The organism is Streptomyces sp. NPDC058326 (assembly GCF_042879855.1).
Lineage (GTDB): Bacteria > Actinomycetota > Actinomycetes > Streptomycetales > Streptomycetaceae > Streptomyces.
Window position 1 is genome coordinate 48,961 of the sequence record NZ_JBHVZO010000011.1, and the last position, 17,405, is coordinate 66,365.

Consider the following 17,405-nt stretch of genomic DNA (forward strand, 5'->3'; position numbering starts at 1 on the left):
AATGCGGTGAACGAACTGCCGCAGCAGCTGGTCAACGGCCTGCTACTGGGATCCATGTACGGGCTGGTCGCCGTCGGCTACACGATGGTCTACGGCATCGTCCAGCTCATCAACTTCGCCCATGGCGAGATCTTCATGACCGGCGGCTTCGGGGCCCTCACGGTCTGGCTCATCCTGCCCGGCGGCACCACCATGTGGGTCGCTCTGCCCCTCATGATCATCGGAGCCGTACTCGTCGCGACGACGATAGCCGTCGGAGCGGAACGGCTCGCGTACCGTCCGCTCCGCGGAGGCCCCCGCCTCGCCCCGCTCATCACGGCCATCGGTCTCTCGCTCGCCCTCCAGCAGCTCGTCTGGTCGCTGTACCCGGAGGCGAAGTCCGCCCGGACCTTCCCACAGATCCCCGGCGGCCCGATCGAGCTCGGCCCGATCACCATCCAGACCGGCGACGTCTTCCTCCTGATCGCCGCCCCCGTCTGCATGGCCGTCCTCGCCTTCTTCGTCATGCGCACCCGCACCGGGCGCGGCATGCAGGCCACGGCGCAGGACCCGGACACCGCCAAGCTCATGGGTGTCAACACCGACCGGATCATCGTGATCGCGTTCGCCCTCGGCGCCGCGATGGCCGCGGTCGGTGCCGTCGCCTACGGCCTCAAGTACGGCGTCGTCGACTACAAGATGGGCTTCCTCCTCGGACTGAAGGCCTTCACGGCCGCCGTCCTCGGCGGCATCGGCAACATCTACGGAGCCATGATCGGCGGAGTCGTCCTCGGTATCGCCGAGACCATGGCGACGGCGTACATCAGCCACATCCCCGGTATGGAGCAGCTCGGCGGCCAGTCCTGGGCCGACGTCTGGGCCTTCGTACTCCTCATCGTCGTACTCCTCGCCCGGCCACAAGGCCTCCTCGGCGAGCGCGTCGCGGACAGGGCGTGAGCACCATGACCACCATCTCCGAGAACCCCAAGGCGGCGGCCTCCGAGCCCGCGGCCGAGGCGACCGGCCTCATCGGCTTCGTGCCGGCCAAGGCCGCCCGCGCCCTCACCGTGGGCGGCGGCGCCCTCACCGTCGCCAGCTGCTTCCTCGCCTGGACCTGGACGCCCCGCTTCCCGGGTGACCTCACGTTCTACGGCTCCCCGGCCGGCCTCCAGATGCAGGTCCTGGTCACGGGCCTGCTCACCACCCTCTTCGCCCTCTCCTCGTACGGCGTCAAGGGCACCCGCTGGCTCACGCCGGCCGGCGGCGACGCGGCCCTCAGGCTCGCCGCCATCGCCAACTTCGCGATCGTCTGGTTCACCGTCGGCGCGATCAGCATCACGCTCGGCGGCCCGGTCAACCTGGAGCCGGGCGGCGCGGTCGTCGCGCTCGCCGCACTGCTCGCCCTCCTCGGCGCCCTCGCCCTCCCCTTCAAGCGGCCGAAGCTGCTGCCCACGGACCCCGAGGACACCGGCTGGGACCAGTTCAAGCACAACTCCGGCAACGGTTGGGCCACCTTCAAGGCCGCCTTCGCCGCCGGCCCCGCGCGCAAGCTGCCCGCGATGCACTCCTCCGTCGAGATCCTGATCATCACCGGCGTCCTCGCCGTGGCGCTCGGCGTCTTCACCTACGGAGTCGGCACCGAGTACGACGAGCTGTTCCTCGGCTTCCTGATCACGACCGGCATCGGCTTCGCCGCGGTCAACAAGTCGGGCCTCATGCAGCAGGCCACGCAGCTCACCGGCAAGCACCAGAACCTCACCATCGCCGGCGCGTTCACCGCCGCCGCCCTCTTCCCGTTCACCCAGACCGACGACCAGTACGCGACGCTCGGCGTCTACATCCTGATCTTCGCCACGGTCGCCCTGGGCCTGAACATCGTCGTCGGCCTCGCCGGTCTCCTCGACCTCGGTTACGTCGCCTTCCTCGGCGTCGGCGCCTACGCGGCCGCCCTCGTCTCGGGCGCCCCGACCTCCCCCTTCGGCGTGCACTTCCCCTTCTGGGCGGCCGTCCTGGTCGGCGCGGCGGCGTCCCTGGTCTTCGGTGTCCTCATCGGTGCCCCGACCCTGCGGCTGCGCGGTGACTACCTCGCCATCGTCACCCTCGGTTTCGGTGAGATCTTCCGTATCGCGGTCAACAACACCGACGGCACGTCCGGCCCCGACATCACCAACGGTTCCAACGGCATCGCGTCCATCCCGAACCTCAACATCTTCGGGTTCGACTTCGGCGCCGAGCACTCGATCGCCGGCTTCACGATCGGCCGCTTCGCCAACTACTTCTTCCTGATGCTGCTGATCATGGCGGTCGTCGTGCTGGTCTTCCGGCGCAGCGGCGACTCCCGCATCGGCCGCGCCTGGGTCGCCATCCGCGAGGACGAGACCGCCGCGCTCGCCATGGGCATCAACGGCTTCCGCGTCAAGCTCATCGCCTTCGCGCTCGGCGCCGCACTCGCCGGCCTCGCCGGCACCGTGCAGGCCCACGTCACCTACACGGTGACCCCGGAGCAGTACCTCTTCGCCGGGCCCATCCCGCCCAACTCCGCCTTCCTGCTCGCGGCCGTCGTCCTCGGCGGCATGGGCACCATGAGCGGTCCCCTGGTCGGCGCGTCCCTGCTCTTCCTCATCCCGAACAAGCTGCAGTTCATGGGCGAGTTCCAGCTTCTCGCCTTCGGCGTCGCGCTGATCCTCCTCATGCGCTTCCGTCCGGAGGGCATGATCGCCAACCGGCGCAACCAGCTGGAGTTCCACGAGAAGGACGAGACGCCCGCCACGCTCGCCAAGGCAGGTGCCTGAACCATGACGACCACCACGAAGACCGCCGACGCACCCACCGCGCCGGCCGCCGGCGAGACCGTGCTCGACGCGCGCGGGGTCACCATGCGCTTCGGCGGCCTCACCGCCGTACGCGATGTGAACCTGACCGTCAACAGCGGAGAGATCGTCGGTCTCATCGGCCCCAACGGCGCCGGCAAGACCACCTTCTTCAACTGCCTCACCGGCCTCTACGTCCCCACCGAGGGCGAAGTCCGGTACAAGGGCACGGTCCTGCCGCCCACGTCCTACAAGGTCACCGACGCCGGCATCGCCCGTACCTTCCAGAACATCCGCCTCTTCCACAACATGACCGTCCTGGAGAACGTCCTCGTCGGACGCCACACCCGGATGAAGCAGGGCCTCTGGTCCGCGCTGCTCCGCCTCCCCGGCTTCAAGAAGGCCGAGGCGGAGGCATCGAAGCGGGCGATGGAGCTCCTGGAGTTCATCGGCCTCCAGGACAAGGCCCAGCACCTCGCCAAGAACCTCCCGTACGGAGAGCAGCGCAAGCTGGAGATCGCCCGCGCCCTCGCGAGCGACCCCGGCCTGATCCTGCTGGACGAGCCCACCGCCGGCATGAACCCGCAGGAGACGCGGGCGGCCGAGGAACTCATCTTCGCCATCCGGGACATGGGCATCGCCGTCCTCGTCATCGAGCACGACATGCGGTTCATCTTCAACCTCTGCGACCGGGTCGCCGTGCTCGTCCAGGGCCAGAAGCTGATCGAGGGCGACAGCCAGACCGTCCAGAGCGACGAGCGGGTCATCGCGGCGTACCTCGGCGAGCCCGTCGAGTCGGCCCCCGCCCCGGCTGAGGCCGAGGCCCCGGCCACGGCCACGGCCACGGCCACGGCCACGGCCAGGGAGGAGACCCCGGAAGCCCCGGAGACCCCCGAGGCCGACGAGGCACCGGACTCCGACAACGACGAGACCCCGGCCGACGACGCACCGGACTCCGACAACGACGAGACCCCGGAGCCCGCCCCCGCCTCGGAGGACACCCCGCACGACCCTGCTTCGGGCAAGGAGAACGACGCATGACCGCACTGCTCGAAGTCGAGGACCTGCGCGTCGCCTACGGAAAGATCGAGGCCGTCAAGGGCATCTCCTTCTCCGTCGACGCCGGTGAGGTCGTCACCCTCATCGGCACCAACGGCGCCGGGAAGACCACCACCCTGCGGACCCTCTCCGGGCTGCTCAAGCCGGTCGGCGGCCAGATCAAGTTCGAGGGCAAGTCCCTCCGCAAGATCCCCGCCCACAAGATCGTCTCCCTCGGGCTCGCCCACTCCCCCGAAGGCCGGCACATCTTTCCCCGGATGAGCATCGAGGAGAACCTCCTCCTCGGCGCCTTCCTCCGCAAGGACACCGCCGGCATCGCCAAGGACGTCCAGCGCGCCTACGACCTCTTCCCGATCCTGGGCGAGCGTCGCAAGCAGGCCGCCGGCACGCTCTCCGGCGGTGAGCAGCAGATGCTCGCCATGGGCCGGGCCCTGATGTCCCAGCCCAAGCTGCTCATGCTCGACGAACCCTCCATGGGCCTCTCGCCGATCATGATGCAGAAGATCATGGCGACCATCGCCGAGCTCAAGGCCCAGGGCACCACCATCCTGCTCGTCGAGCAGAACGCCCAGGCCGCGCTCGCCCTGGCGGACCACGGTCACGTCATGGAGATCGGCAAGGTCGTCCTGTCCGGCAGCGGACAGGACCTCCTCCACGACGAGTCCGTCCGCAAGGCGTACCTCGGCGAGGACTGATCCCCACCAAGGACAGAAGGCCCGCCCCACAGTGACGTGGGGCGGGCCTTCTTCCGTACGGGTAAGGGGGCTACTGGCCCTTCGCCGCCTTCTTCTCCTCGGCGTCCTCGATGACCGCCTCGGCGACCTGCTGCATCGACATGCGGCGGTCCATCGACGTCTTCTGGATCCAGCGGAACGCGGCCGGCTCCGTCAGCCCGTACTGCGTCTGCAGGATCGACTTGGCCCGGTCCACCAGCTTCCGGGTCTCGAGCCGGAGGGAGAGGTCAGCGACCTCCTGCTCCAGGGCACGCAGCTCGGCGAAACGGGACACGGCCATCTCGATGGCCGGCACCACGTCGCTCTTGCTGAACGGCTTCACGAGGTACGCCATGGCGCCGGCGTCCCGGGCCCGCTCCACGAGCTCCCGCTGCGAGAAGGCGGTGAGCATGAGGACCGGGGCGATGGACTCGCCGGCGATCTTCTCGGCCGCCGAGATGCCGTCGAGGACGGGCATCTTCACGTCGAGGATGACGAGGTCGGGCCGGTGCTCACGGGCGAGCTCGACGGCCGTGGCACCGTCACCGGCCTCGCCGACGACCGTGTAGCCCTCTTCCTCCAGCATCTCTTTGAGGTCGAGGCGGATGAGGGCCTCGTCCTCGGCGATGACGACACGGGTCGTCAGCGGCGGGACGTGCGACGTGTCGGCGGCGGCGTCGGCGGGCTGGGGCGACTCGGGGGCGGTCACGGGGCTCCTCGTTCAAGGCCTCTTCCAGGCGGATACAGCTCACCAAGAGCCTACCTAGCTGCGGTATGGTGTACGCGCAGAGGGTCAGAGTAAATCTTTGATTCTGCGGGCCCCGGTAGCCCAATTGGCAGCAGGCAGTGGATTCAAAACCCACACAGTGTCGGTTCGAGTCCGACCCGGGGCACTTTTCCTTCGATTCGAAGGTCGAAGAGCAGTCGGCGGTCGTCACCCACCCGCGTGAACCCTGCCGATCCGGGCATAGTCCCGCAGGCAAATCAGTCACCGTCGGCCGTGTGTACGACATCGGAACACGCCAACGGGCACTCACTCTCCTGCGAAGCGGCGCAAAGAACGCGGCTGTCGCCAGGGCACTGAACATCCCACTCGGCACGATCAGCTACTGGAAGCACGAGGACCGCGCGAAGCGTGGCGAGTGCCCGGGCCGGCGCCACCGCCCGTGTCCACGGTGCGACGGACGCGAGCTCGACGAAGTCGCGTACGCGTATCTCCTCGGGTTGTACCTCGGCGACGGGCACATCAGTCAGCCCCAGCAGCACCGGGTGCCGAGCCTGAGGATCACACTCGACGACAACTGGCCCGGCGTACAGCAAGAGGCCATGGCGTCCGTTCGTGCGGTGTTCCCGGACAACGCCGCCTCTCGGGCCCGGAAGACCGGCTGTCACGACGTCAAGGTGTGCTCCAAGCATCTCGCCTGCCTGTTTCCCCAGCACGGGCCCGGCAAGAAGCACGAGCGGACCATGACCCTCGAACAGTGGCAGCAAGAGATCGTCGATGCCCACCCGTGGCCGTTCATTCGAGGGCTGATCCACTCCGACGGATCGCGGATCGTCAACTGGACCGAGAAGACGATCGGCGGCCGCAGGAAGCGATACGAGTACCCCCGCTACTTCTTCACCAACACCTCGGACGACATCGTGCGGCTGTACACCGAGATGCTGGAACGTGTCGGTGTGGCCTGGCGGAGCAGGCGCCGCGCGACGGGGGCACAGGATGTCTCCGTGGCACGGCGTGATGCCGTCGCACTTATGGACCTTCACGTCGGCCCCAAGCACTGACTACGTCAGCGGGTCGCCGATGTGGTGCACCCGGACCAGGTTCGTCGAGCCCGCGACGCCCGGCGGGGAGCCCGCCGTGATCACCACGATGTCGCCCTTCGCGCAGCGGCCGATGCGCAGGAGTTCCTCGTCGACCTGCGCCACCATCGCGTCCGTCGAGTCGACGTGCGGACCCAGGAAGGTCTCCACGCCCCACGTCAGGTTGAGCTGGGAGCGGGTGGCCGGGTCCGGGGTGAAGGCGAGGAGGGGGATCGGGGAGCGGTAGCGGGAGAGGCGCTTGACCGTGTCGCCGGACTGGGTGAAGGCGACGAGGAACTTGGCGCCGAGGAAGTCGCCCATCTCGGCGGCCGCGCGGGCGACCGCCCCGCCCTGGGTGCGGGGCTTGTTGCGGTCGGTGAGGGGCGGGAGGCCCTTGGCGAGGATGTCCTCCTCCGCGGCCTCGACGATGCGGCTCATGGTGCGGACGGTCTCGACGGGGAAGCGGCCGACGCTGGTCTCGCCGGAGAGCATCACCGCGTCGGTGCCGTCGATGACCGCGTTCGCCACGTCGCTCGCCTCGGCGCGGGTGGGGCGGGAGTTGTCGATCATCGAGTCGAGCATCTGGGTGGCGACGATGACCGGCTTGGCGTTGCGCTTGGCGAGTTTGACAGCGCGCTTCTGGACGATCGGGACCTGCTCCAGGGGCATTTCGACGCCGAGGTCACCGCGGGCGACCATGATGCCGTCGAAGGCGGCGACGATCTCGTCGATGTTCTCGACGGCCTGGGGCTTCTCGATCTTGGCGATGACGGGCAGCCGGCGGCCCTCCTCGTCCATGATGCGGTGGACGTCGACGATGTCGCGGGCGCTGCGGACGAAGGAGAGGGCGATGACGTCGGCGCCGGTGCGCAGGGCCCAGCGGAGGTCTTCGATGTCCTTCTCGGAGAGGGCGGGGACGGAGACGGCGACGCCGGGGAGGTTGAGCCCCTTGTGGTCGGAGACCATGCCGCCCTCGATGACGAGGGTGTTCACCCGGGGCCCGTCGACGGAGATGACCTCCAGGGTGACGCGGCCGTCGTCGACGAGGATGCGCTCCCCGGCGGTGACGTCTCCGGCGAGGCCGGAATAGGTCGTTCCGCAGTGGTGGCGGTCGCCTTCCGCAGGCTCGACGGTGATGGCGAACTCGTCGCCGCGTTCAAGGAGTACGGGTCCTTCACGGAAGCGGCCCAGACGGATCTTCGGGCCTTGAAGGTCGGCGAGGACGCCGACGCTGCGGCCGGTCTCGTCGGAGGCTTTGCGTACGCGCTGGTAGCGCTCCTCGTGCTCGGCGTAGGTGCCGTGGCTGAGATTGAGGCGGGCCACGTCCATTCCGGCCTCGATCAATGCCTTGATCTGGTCGTATGTTTCGGTGGCGGGCCCAAGGGTACAAACGATTTTCGCTCGGCGCATGGGTCGAGCCTAGGCCTTACCCATCAGTAGCGAGTTGGCGTGACATGACTACTCAACAACCTTTCCGTGAAAGGCTGTTGACAACTCTTGAATCTGTGCACCGGGGTGCTCCGATGAGCGATTTCCACGCCCCGGCGCCCCCTGTCTCAGAGTGCGGGCGGCCTCATCGTGAAGCGCGCCACGACCTCGGCCGTGACGGTCTGCCGTTGCGGTTCGAGGTCCAGCGGCGGAGCCTCTCCGGCGGACTCCGCCGCGAACGCCACCCGGCGGGCGCCGGCGAAGGCGGGCGGCATCGACATCTCGGAGCCCCCGAGACCCGCGTCCGACAGTTCGACGAGTGAGGCGAGGGAGGTGCCGAGCGCCTCCGCGTACGCGCGTGCCCGCCGCACCGCCTCCGTCACCGCGAGCCGCCGTGCCTCCGCGTACGCCGGGGAGTCCGGCCGGAGCTCCCACCACGGTCCGTCGACGCTCGTCATCTCCAGATCGGCGAGGCGGGTCACCAGCTCCCCGAGTGCGGTGAAGTCGGTCAGCTCGGCCGTGATCCGTACCCGGCCGACGAAGGCGTGCACATGTTCCCCGCGTCCGCGCCTGCCGAGCTCGGGAGAGATCGAAAGCCTGCCGGTCTCCAGCCTCTCGACGGTGTCGCCCTGCGCCTTGACCAGGTCGAGCACCCGGGCGTTCCGCCGGGTGAGGTCGGTGAGGGTCTCCGTGCGGTCCCTGCCGCGCGCGGAGACCGTCACCCAGATCCGGGCGAACTCGGGGTCGGCCTCCCGGCGTCCCTCGCCACGGACGGTCACCTGCGGGGCGTCGGGGGTCGCGTGTTCGTGCGTCACGTCCGGTTCCTCCATGTTCGTCGACGGTGGTCCGGCGAACACTTTCCCACTCCGTGACCCGGAAGCCCTGTTGCCGACGTGTCGTCTGAGCCAGAATCTACGCGCGTTGTGCGCCACGGTCGGCGCGGGCGCCACAGAACCACAAGGGGAGAAACACATGCCGTTGAACCGCCGGACGTTCCTGGAGAGCTCCGTCGCCGTCGGGGCCGGGGCCGCGCTCACCGCCGGGGTCGCCGCTCCCGCCGAGGCCCACGAGCGTCGTCCCAAGCCGGCCAGGCGGTACTCCTTCACCGTGATGGGCACCACGGACCTGCACGGCAACGTCTTCAACTGGGACTACTTCACGGACAAGGAGTTCGACGACAAGGCGCACAACGACGTCGGTCTCGCGAAGATATCCACCCTGGTCGACCAGGTCCGCGCGGCGAAGGGCCGACGCAACACCCTGCTCATCGACGCCGGTGACACCATCCAGGGCACCCAGCTGTCGTACTACTACGCCAAGGTCGACCCGATCACGAAGGCCGGCGGGCCGGTCCATCCCATGGCCCAGGCCATGAACGCCATCGGCTACGACGCCGCGGCGCTCGGCAACCACGAGTTCAACTACGGCATCCCGGTGCTGCGGAAGTTCGAGGAGCAGTGCGACTTCCCGCTGCTCGGGGCCAACGCGCTCGACGCGAAGACCCTGCGTCCGGCGTTTCCGCCGTACAGCATGCACCGGCTGCGCACCCCGCACGGCAAGGACGTCAGGGTCGCGGTGCTCGGTCTGACCAACCCGGGCATCGCCATCTGGGACAAGGCGAACGTCAGCGGGAAGATGGTGTTCCCGGGTCTGGAGGAGCAGGCGGCGAAGTGGGTGCCGAAGCTGCGGTCGATGGGCGCGGACGTGGTCGTCGTCTCGGCGCACTCCGGTTCCAGCGGCACGTCGTCGTACGGTGACCAGCTTCCTCACATCGAGAACGCGGCCGGGCTCGTCGCCGAGCAGGTGCCGGGGATCGACGCGATCCTCGTGGGGCACGCGCACACCGAGATCCCGGAGTACCGGGTCAGGAACAAGGAGACGGGCAAGGACGTGGTCCTGTCCGAGCCGCTGAAGTGGGGCCAGCGGCTCACGCTCTTCGACTTCGACCTGGTGTGGGAGAAGGGCCGCTGGGTCGTGGAGAAGGTCGGGGCGCAGGTCCTGAACTCCAACACGGTGGCGGAGGACCCGAAGATCGCCGGGCTACTCGCGGACGAGCACACGAAGGTCGTCGCGTACGTCAACCAGGTCATCGGCACGTCCACCGCCGCCATGACCACGGCCGACGCGCCGTGGAAGGACGAGCCGATCATCGATCTGATCAACGTCGTCCAGGCCGAGACGGTGAAGGCGGCGCTCGCGGGCGGTGCGTACGCGGGTCTGCCGGTTCTCTCGCAGGCCTCCTGCTTCTCGCGGACGGCCCGGATCCCGGCCGGCCGGATCACCATCAAGGACGCCGCCGGGCTCTACCCCTTCGAGAACACGATGGAGGCCCGGCTGCTGACGGGCGCCCAGCTGAGGGAGTACCTGGAGTACTCGGCGAGGTACTACGTGCGGACTCCGGCGGGCGCGCCCGTCGACACCGCGAAGCTGACGAACGCGGACGGCACGCCGGACTACAACTACGACGCCGTGTCGGGTCTGACGTACGAGATCGACATCGCGAAGCCGGCCGGTGCGCGGATCGTGAACCTGTCGTTCGAGGGGAAGCCGCTCGACCCGGCGGCGCAGTTCGTCCTTGCGGTGAACAACTACCGGGCGAGCGGTGGCGGCGCGTTCCCGCACGTGGCGAACGCCCCGCAGCTGTGGGCGAACTCGGACGAGATCCGTAACACCATCATCCAGTGGGTGCAGGCGAAGGGGACGGTCGACCCCGCCCTGTTCGCGTCGGTGGACTGGAAGCTGACCCGGGACGGCGTGCCGGTCTTCTAGCCCGCGGGGTTCTCACTGCTGTACGAGAGGCGTCAGCTTCTGGCCCTGGGCCGGGATGCTCGGCGCCTCTCGTGTCTCCAGGCCGAAGCTGGTGAAGGCCGTGCGGCGGGGCAGCGGGTAGGGCTCCTTGCCGGTGACGGAGTTGAGGATGGTCGCGCTGCGCCAGGCGGCGAGGCCGAGGTCGGGGGCGCCGACGCCGTGGGTGTGCCTCTCGGCGTTCTGGACGTGGACGGCGCCGGTGACGGAGGGGTCGAGGACCAGGCGGTACCGCTCGTCGACGCGGGCGCGCCCGGCGGAGTCGTGGCGGAGGTACGGGTCGAGGCCGGCGAGCATCCGGTCCACGGGGCGTTCCCGGTAGCCGGTGGCGAGGACGACGGCGTCGGTGGTGAGCCGGGAGCGGGTGCCCTGCTGGAGGTGTTCCAGGTGGAGCTCGACCTGGGTGGTGGCGACGCGTCCCGCGGTGCGGACGCGGACGCCGGGGGTGAGGACGGCGTCGGGCCAGCCGCCGTGGAGGGTGCGGCGGTAGAGCTCGTCGTGGATGGCGGCGATGGTGTCGGCGTCGATGCCCTTGTGGAGCTGCCACTGGCGGGGCAGGAGTTCGGCGCGGGTGGGTTCGGGCAGGCCGTGGAAGTAGCGGGTGTAGTCCGGGGTGAAGTGTTCCAGGCCCAGTTTGGAGTACTCCATGGGGGCGAAGGCCTCGGTGCGGGCCAGCCAGTGGATCTTCTCGGCTCCGGCGGGGCGGGCTCTGAGGAGGTCGAGGAAGACCTCGGCGCCGGACTGGCCGGAGCCGATGACGGTGATGTGCCCGGCGGCGAGGAGTGTCTCACGGTGGGTGAGGTAGTCGGCGGAGTGGAAGACGGGGACGCCGGGAGCGTCGGCGAGGGGCTTGAGCGGCTCGGGGACGTAGGGCTCGGTGCCGACGCCGAGGACGACGTTACGGGTGTAGGCGCGGCCGAGGGCTTCGGCTTCGCCGTCCGGGTCGATCTGGGTGAAGTCGACTTCGAAGAGGCGCCGTTCGGGGTTCCAGCGGACGGAGTCGACCTGGTGGCCGAAGTGGAGGCCGGGGAGCTGTTCGCTGACCCAGCGGCAGTAGGCGTCGTACTCGGCGCGCTGGATGTGGAACTTCTCGGCGAAGTAGAAGGGGAAGAGGCGCTGGCGGCTCTTCAGGTAGTTGAGGAAGGTCCAGGGGCTCGCGGGGTCGGCGAGGGTCACCAGGTCGGCGAGGAAGGGGACCTGGAGGGTGGCGCCGTCGATGAGGAGGCCGGGGTGCCAGTGGAAGGCGGGCTTCTGTTCGTAGAAGGTGGCGGCGAGGCCGCCGGGGACGCCCTGGGCGAGGGCGGCGAGGGAGAGGTTGAAGGGGCCGATGCCGATGCCCACGAGGTCGTGGGGCCGGTCGAGGTCGTCCTTCGGGGTGCTGCCGGTCATCGGTGCGTGCTGCCTTCCACGAGGGTGAGGATCTGTGCCAGGTCGCCGGGGGTGGCGTGGGGGTTGAGCAGGGTGGCCTTGAGCCAGAGGCGGCCGTCGACCCGGGCGCGGCCGAGGACGGCGCGGCCTCCGGTGAGGAGGGTGCGGCGGATCGTGGCGATGGCCTCGTCGTCGGCGCCGGACGGCCGGAAGAGGACGGTGGTGAGGGTGGGGCGGGCGCGCAGGTCGAGTCCGGGTGTCTTCTCGACGAGGTCGGCGAGGTCCTGGGCGAGGTCCATGCAGGTGTCGACGAGGGCGCCGAGTCCGGTGCGGCCGAGGGCGCGGAGGGTGACGGCCGTCTTGAGGACGTCGGGGCGGCGGGTGGTGCGCAGGGAGCGGCCGAGGAGGTCGGGGAGGCCGGCGTCGGTGTCGTCGTCGGCGTTGAGGTAGTCGGCGGTGTGGCCGAGGGTGGCCAGGTCAGTGGTGTCGCGTACGGCGAGGAGTCCGGCGGCCGCCGGCTGCCAGCCGAGTTTGTGGAGGTCGACGGTGACCGTGCGGGCGCGGTCGAGGCCGTCGAGGAGGTGGCGGTGGGTGCGGCTGAGGAGGACGGGCCCTGCGTAGGCGGCGTCGATGTGGAGTTCGGCGCCGTGGGCCGCGCAGGCGTCGGCGAGTTCGGGCAGTGGGTCGATCAGGCCTTCGTCGGTGGTGCCGGCGGTGGCCGCGACGAGGGTGGGGCCCTCGGCGCGCGCCAGGGCCTCGGCGAGGGCGGCGGGGTCGAGTGTGCCGTTCGGGGTGGGGACGGTGACCGGCCCGGGGAGCCCGAGGAGCCAGGCCGCGCGGCGGAGGGAGTGGTGGGCGTTCGCGCCGACGACGGTACGGAGGGCGGGGCCGTGGCGTTCTCGCGCGAGGAGCAGGGCGAGCTGGTTGGACTCGGTGCCGCCGGTGGTGACGAGGGCGTCGGGGGCGGCCGCTCCGGGGAAGACCTCGGCGGCCAGGGCCGCGGTGACCTGTGCTTCGAGGGCGGAGGCCGCCGGTGCCTGGTCCCAGGAGTCCATGGACGGGTTGAGCGCGGAGGCGGCGAGGTCGGCTGCGGCGGCGAGGGCGAGCGGTGGGGTGTGGAGGTGGGCGGCGCAGAGGGGGTGGGCGGGGTCGGCGGCGCCTTCGGCGAGGGCGTGGACGAGGGTGCGGAGGGCCTCGTCGGGTCCGGTGCCGTGGTGCGGCAGGGCCTCGCCGAGGGCGTCGCGCAGCCTGTGGGCCACGGTCTGCGGGCCCCCCGCCGGGAGCGGTCCGCCCCGCTTCTCGGTGCCGGCGCGGAGGGCGTCGAGGACGGTGTCCAGAAGGGGACGGAGGGCTTCGGGGCCGGGGGTGCCTCCGGCGAGGGGTGGGGGTGCGGCACGCATGGACGACAGGGTGACGGGGTTTCTGGCGGTGTGTCCGGAGAGTGCCGAGGTGTGACCCGAACGGGGGACGGCGCCCTGGTTTCAGGGCGCCGTCCCCGTGGTCACGGCGTCCTGACCGTCAGCGCGCGGCGGAGGTCGTCGAGCTGGTCGACCAGTTTGCGGTGGAGGGCCGGGATCATGGCGTCGTCCTTCAGGTGGTGTTCGCCCAGGGACAGGGACTCCGGGTCGATCGCGTAGGACGGGAAGGCGTAGCGGCCCGCGGCCTCGGCCATCGCGGGGCCCCTGCGGTCGCCGAGCGCGACGGCCGCCTCGTAGAAACGGGGCACGTACTCCCGTACGAGCTCCGCCTGTTCGGGCTGCCAGAAGCCCTGGGCGGTGGCGGTGAACAGGTAGTTGGAGAGGTCGTCGGAGTCGAAGAGGGCCGACCAGGCGGCGGCCTTGGCCTCCGGGGTCGGGAGGGACGCCCGGCAGCGGGCCGCGCCCTCCTGGCCGGTGGCGCTGGGGTCCCGTTCGAGTTCGGCGGCGATCACGGTCTCGTCGGTGGCGCCGAGGACGGCGAGGCGGGCCAGGATGCGCCAGCGCAGCTCGGGGTCGAGCTCGGGGCCGCCGTGGACGGTGCCCTCGTCGAGCCAGGAGGCGATCTGGTCGGGAGTGGTGGCGCTGTCGATCAGGGCCCGTACGGCGGTGAGGCGAAGCCCGGGCGCCTCGCCGTCCTCGGTGTGGCGGATCAGGTCGCGGGCGATCCGCCGGATGGTGGAGAGGGCGGCGGGGCGTGCGTCCTCGGTGACGTACCGGTCGGCGATTTGGGTGCGGGCGAAGCTCAGGACGCCCTGGACGAGGGCGAGTTCGGTCTCCTCGGTGAGGTGCGCGAGAGCGGTCTCCAGGTAGTCGCCGGGGGCGAGGGCGCCGTCGCGGACCATGTCGCGCATCGCGTTCCAGACGACGGCGCGGGTGAGGGGGTCCGGGATGCGGGAGAGGCCGCGGAGGACGGATTCCTCGGACGCCTCGTCGAAGCGGAGCTTGGCGTAGGTGAGGTCGCCGTCGTTGAGGACGACGAGGGCGGGGCGGGGGCCGGTCAGTTCGGCGGGTGCCTGCTGCGGGATGTCGAGGAAGAGGCGCTCGCGGCGGGCGAACTCGCCGTCGGGCCGCCGGTCGTACACGCCGGCTTCGACGCGGTGCGGGCGGCTGCCCCGGTGGTCGACGGCGAGCTGCCAGCGGGTGCCCTCTCCGGCGAGCCGGGGCCTGAGGGTGTCGACGCCCGTGGTGCGGAGCCACTGCTCGGCCCAGCCGTGGACGTCGCGGTCGGTGGCGGCGGCCAGGTTGTCGATGAAGTCGGCGAGGGTCGCGTTGCCGAACCTGTGCCGCTTGAAGTGGATGTTGATGCCGGCGAGGAAGTCCTCCTCGCCGAGCCAGGTGACGAGCTGGCGGAGGGCGGAGGCGCCCTTGGCGTAGGAGATGCCGTCGAAGTTGAGGAGCGCGGAGGCGGTGTCGGGGACGGCTTCCGGGTCAGGGGCGACGGGGTGGGTGGAGGGCCGCTGGTCGGCCTCGTATCCCCAGGCCTTGCGGGCGACGCCGAAGTCGACCCAGGTGTCGGGGAAGAGGTCGGCGCAGGCCTCGTTGACGGTCTGGAAGCCCATGTACTCGGCGAAGGACTCGTTCAGCCAGATGTCGTCCCACCAGCGGAGGGTGACGAGGTCGCCGAACCACATGTGGGCCATCTCGTGGGCGATGACCATGGCGCGGGTCTGGCGTTCGGTGACGGTGACGGCGGAGCGGAAGACGAACTCGTCGCGGAAGGTGACGAGACCGGGGTTCTCCATGGCGCCGGCGTTGAACTCGGGGACGAAGGCCTGGTCGTACGAGTCGAAGGGGTACGGCTCGTCGAACTTCTCGTGGTATCGGTCGTAGCAGGCCCTGGTGACGGCGAGGATCTCGTCGGCGTCGGCGTCGAGGTGGGGGGCGAGGGAGCGGCGGCAGTGGATGCCGAAGGGGAGCCCGGCGTGTTCGGTGCGGATCGAGTGCCAGGGTCCGGCGGCGACGCAGACGAAGTAGGTGGAGAGCAGCGGGGTGGGGGCGGCCTTCCAGGTGCCGTCGGGCTGCTGCTCGGTGACGCTGTTGGAGAGGACGGTCCAGCCGTCGGGGGCGGTGACGCCGAGCTCGAAGACGGCCTTGAGGTCGGGCTGGTCGAAGGCGGCGAAGACGCGCTGGACGTCTTCCATGAAGAGCTGGGTGTAGACGTACGCCTCGCCGTCGGTGGGGTCCGTGAACCGGTGCATGCCCTCGCCGGTGCGGGAGTAGCGCATGGTGGTGGTGACGCGCAGTTCGTGCTCGCCCTCGGTGAGGCTCAGGGGGAGCCGGTTCCCGGTGAGGGTGGCCGGGTCGAGGGGCTCTCCGTCGAGGGTGGCGGAGTGCAGGGTGACGGGCTTGAGCTCGACGAAGGTATTCCCGGCGGTGCGGGCGGTGAACCGGACGGTGCTGGTCGACTCGAAGGTCTCGGCGCCGGTGGTGAGGTCGATGTCCACCAGGTAGTGGTGGACATCGAGGAGCTGGGCACGGGTCTGCGCTTCGTCGCGCGTCAGTACGGACATGGGCCCTATGCTGCCCGATGCCTCCGGGCCTGGGCAGGGGTGGTGGGAAACCGCCGTCAGGCGACCCCGGTGCCGTTCAGGTGGGCGAAGGCGGCGGTGATGCGGGGGCGGTCGTAGCCGGCGGGTCCCGCGGCGCCGCTGGAGAGCAGGGTGTGGAGGAGGATCCGGGCCTTGGCGGGGTCGAGGGGGCCTGCCGGGATCAGCCCGTGGTGCAGCAGGTCGTACTCGGAGCCGGGGCCGCGGTAGGTGTGCGAGAGGGTCGTGCCGCCGCCCGTGCGGGAGGCGAGGACGACGGGGATGCGGCGGGCGAGCTCGGCGAGCGGGTCGACGAGCCACGCGGGCGCGTGTCCGGCGCCGAAGGCGGCGACGACGAGGCCCTGGAAGCGGTGGTCGACGGCTTCGAGGAGTTCGCCGCGGTCGCCCTGGGAGAGGGTCACGAGCGCCACCCGTACGTCGGGGTCGAGCTTCAGCGGGCAGAGCGCGGCGGGGACGGCGGGGCGGAGGAGGATGCGGGGCTCGCCCTCGACGACGCCGCCGATCGGTCCGGCGCCGGGTGAGGCGAAGGTGGCGATCGAGGTCGTGTGGGTCTTGCGGGCGTGCCGGGCGGCGTGGATCTCGTCGGCGAGGACGACGAGGACGCCGAGGTTCCGGCAGGCGGGGTCGGCGGCGACGGCGAGCGCGGCGGCGAGGTTGGCGGGGCCGTCGGCGCCCGGCAGGTCGGGGCGGCGCATGGCGCCGGTGACGGCGATCGGCTGCTCGGTGGTGCAGAGCAGGTCGAGGGTGAAGGCGGTCTCCTCCAGGGTGTCGGTGCCCTGGACGACGACCACGCCGGAGCCGGCGGCGACGGTGGCACGGACCTCGGTGGCGAGGGCGGCGAGGTCCTCGTGGGTGAGGGAGGAGCTGGGGACGCGGCGGAAGTCCTTCAGGACCAGGTCGTGGTCTCCGCCGAGTTCGGCGAGGACCTCCTGGCCGGTCATGCGGGCCGCGTCACCGCCTCGGGCGGAGATGGTCCCTCCGAGGGTGAAGACCGTGACGCGGGCCATCAGCGTGCTCCGTCCGCGAGCGTCCGGTCCGCGAGCGCCTGGTCGGCGGTGGTCTCGTCCGCGAGTGCCTGGTCGGCGGTCGTCTCGTCCGCGATCGTCTCGTGGTGGCGGATGACCTCGGCGATGATGAAGTTCAGGAGCTTCTCCGCGAAGGCCGGGTCCAGCTTCGCGCTCTCGGCGAGTTCCCGCAGCCGGGTGATCTGGCGTGCCTCGCGGGCGGGGTCGGCGGGCGGCAGCTGGTGCTTGGCCTTGAGGACGCCGACCTGCTGGGTGCACTTGAAGCGTTCGGCGAGCATGTGCACGACCGCCGCGTCGATGTTGTCGATGCTTTCGCGCAGCCGGGTCAGTTCGGCCCGTACGGACTCGGCGGGCTGGGTCGGGGCCGGGGACGGGGTGGAGTCGCTCATGA

14 protein-coding genes and 1 tRNA gene are annotated in these 17,405 nt (G+C 70.4%); 7 read left to right on the forward strand and 8 right to left on the reverse strand.

What is annotated here, in order from left to right:
- Positions 1 to 6: 6 nt before the first annotated feature.
- The 4 genes from ACFVYX_RS20925 to ACFVYX_RS20940 are packed head-to-tail and all read left to right on the forward strand — an operon-like array spanning position 7 to position 4,543.
- On the forward strand, positions 7 to 936 hold the full coding sequence (locus ACFVYX_RS20925) for a branched-chain amino acid ABC transporter permease (RefSeq protein WP_389682903.1): 930 nt from the start codon (positions 7 to 9) through the stop codon (positions 934 to 936).
- 5 nt (positions 937 to 941) lie between these two features.
- Positions 942 to 2,771 (forward strand): branched-chain amino acid ABC transporter permease, encoded by a 1,830-nt coding sequence (locus ACFVYX_RS20930; protein WP_389682904.1) that lies wholly within the window; start codon positions 942 to 944, stop codon positions 2,769 to 2,771.
- A 3-nt stretch (positions 2,772 to 2,774) separates the two neighbouring features.
- Complete coding sequence (locus tag ACFVYX_RS20935) at positions 2,775 to 3,830, forward strand: ABC transporter ATP-binding protein (protein ID WP_389682905.1); 1,056 nt, start codon at positions 2,775 to 2,777, stop codon at positions 3,828 to 3,830.
- Positions 3,827 to 4,543 (forward strand): ABC transporter ATP-binding protein, encoded by a 717-nt coding sequence (locus ACFVYX_RS20940; protein ID WP_389682906.1) that lies wholly within the window; start codon positions 3,827 to 3,829, stop codon positions 4,541 to 4,543. The genes ACFVYX_RS20935 and ACFVYX_RS20940 overlap by 4 nt, the downstream gene beginning before the upstream one ends.
- A 70-nt stretch (positions 4,544 to 4,613) precedes the next feature.
- Here the strand turns inward: ACFVYX_RS20940 and ACFVYX_RS20945 are convergent, their stop codons facing one another.
- Positions 4,614 to 5,270, reverse strand: coding sequence for an ANTAR domain-containing response regulator (locus ACFVYX_RS20945; protein WP_389682907.1), 657 nt, complete (start codon positions 5,268 to 5,270; stop codon positions 4,614 to 4,616).
- Positions 5,271 to 5,379: 109 nt separating this feature from the next.
- Here ACFVYX_RS20945 and ACFVYX_RS20950 point away from each other — a divergent pair.
- A tRNA-Leu gene (locus ACFVYX_RS20950) sits at positions 5,380 to 5,454 on the forward strand.
- 109 nt (positions 5,455 to 5,563) lie between these two features.
- Positions 5,564 to 6,346, forward strand: a complete 783-nt coding sequence (locus ACFVYX_RS20955; protein WP_389682908.1) for a helix-turn-helix domain-containing protein — start codon at positions 5,564 to 5,566, stop codon at positions 6,344 to 6,346.
- Here the strand turns inward: ACFVYX_RS20955 and pyk are convergent, their stop codons facing one another.
- Entirely contained in the window at positions 6,347 to 7,774 is a 1,428-nt protein-coding gene (gene pyk, locus ACFVYX_RS20960) for a pyruvate kinase (RefSeq protein WP_389682909.1), read from the reverse strand.
- Between the two features lie 146 nt (positions 7,775 to 7,920).
- Positions 7,921 to 8,622, reverse strand: a complete 702-nt coding sequence (locus tag ACFVYX_RS20965; RefSeq protein WP_389682910.1) for an SIMPL domain-containing protein — start codon at positions 8,620 to 8,622, stop codon at positions 7,921 to 7,923.
- A 142-nt stretch (positions 8,623 to 8,764) separates the two neighbouring features.
- Here ACFVYX_RS20965 and ACFVYX_RS20970 point away from each other — a divergent pair, with 142 nt between their 5' ends.
- Entirely contained in the window at positions 8,765 to 10,561 is a 1,797-nt protein-coding gene (locus ACFVYX_RS20970) for a bifunctional metallophosphatase/5'-nucleotidase (protein ID WP_389682911.1), read from the forward strand.
- Positions 10,562 to 10,573: 12 nt separating this feature from the next.
- Here the strand turns inward: ACFVYX_RS20970 and ACFVYX_RS20975 are convergent, their stop codons facing one another.
- From ACFVYX_RS20975 to ACFVYX_RS20995, 5 genes are all read right to left on the reverse strand, one after another.
- Positions 10,574 to 11,986, reverse strand: a complete 1,413-nt coding sequence (locus tag ACFVYX_RS20975) for a lysine N(6)-hydroxylase/L-ornithine N(5)-oxygenase family protein (RefSeq protein WP_389682912.1) — start codon at positions 11,984 to 11,986, stop codon at positions 10,574 to 10,576.
- Positions 11,983 to 13,365: a pyridoxal phosphate-dependent decarboxylase family protein gene (locus tag ACFVYX_RS20980; RefSeq protein ID WP_389682913.1), complete on the reverse strand. Its 1,383-nt coding sequence runs from the start codon at positions 13,363 to 13,365 to the stop codon at positions 11,983 to 11,985. The genes ACFVYX_RS20975 and ACFVYX_RS20980 overlap by 4 nt, the downstream gene beginning before the upstream one ends.
- 101 nt (positions 13,366 to 13,466) lie before the next feature.
- Positions 13,467 to 15,953, reverse strand: coding sequence for an aminopeptidase N (pepN, locus tag ACFVYX_RS20985; protein WP_389682914.1), 2,487 nt, complete (start codon positions 15,951 to 15,953; stop codon positions 13,467 to 13,469).
- A 56-nt stretch (positions 15,954 to 16,009) separates the two neighbouring features.
- Entirely contained in the window at positions 16,010 to 16,996 is a 987-nt protein-coding gene (locus tag ACFVYX_RS20990) for an asparaginase (RefSeq protein ID WP_389682915.1), read from the reverse strand.
- Positions 16,996 to 17,403, reverse strand: a complete 408-nt coding sequence (locus ACFVYX_RS20995; RefSeq protein ID WP_389682916.1) for a chorismate mutase — start codon at positions 17,401 to 17,403, stop codon at positions 16,996 to 16,998. The genes ACFVYX_RS20990 and ACFVYX_RS20995 overlap by 1 nt, the downstream gene beginning before the upstream one ends.
- Positions 17,404 to 17,405 lie beyond the last annotated feature (2 nt).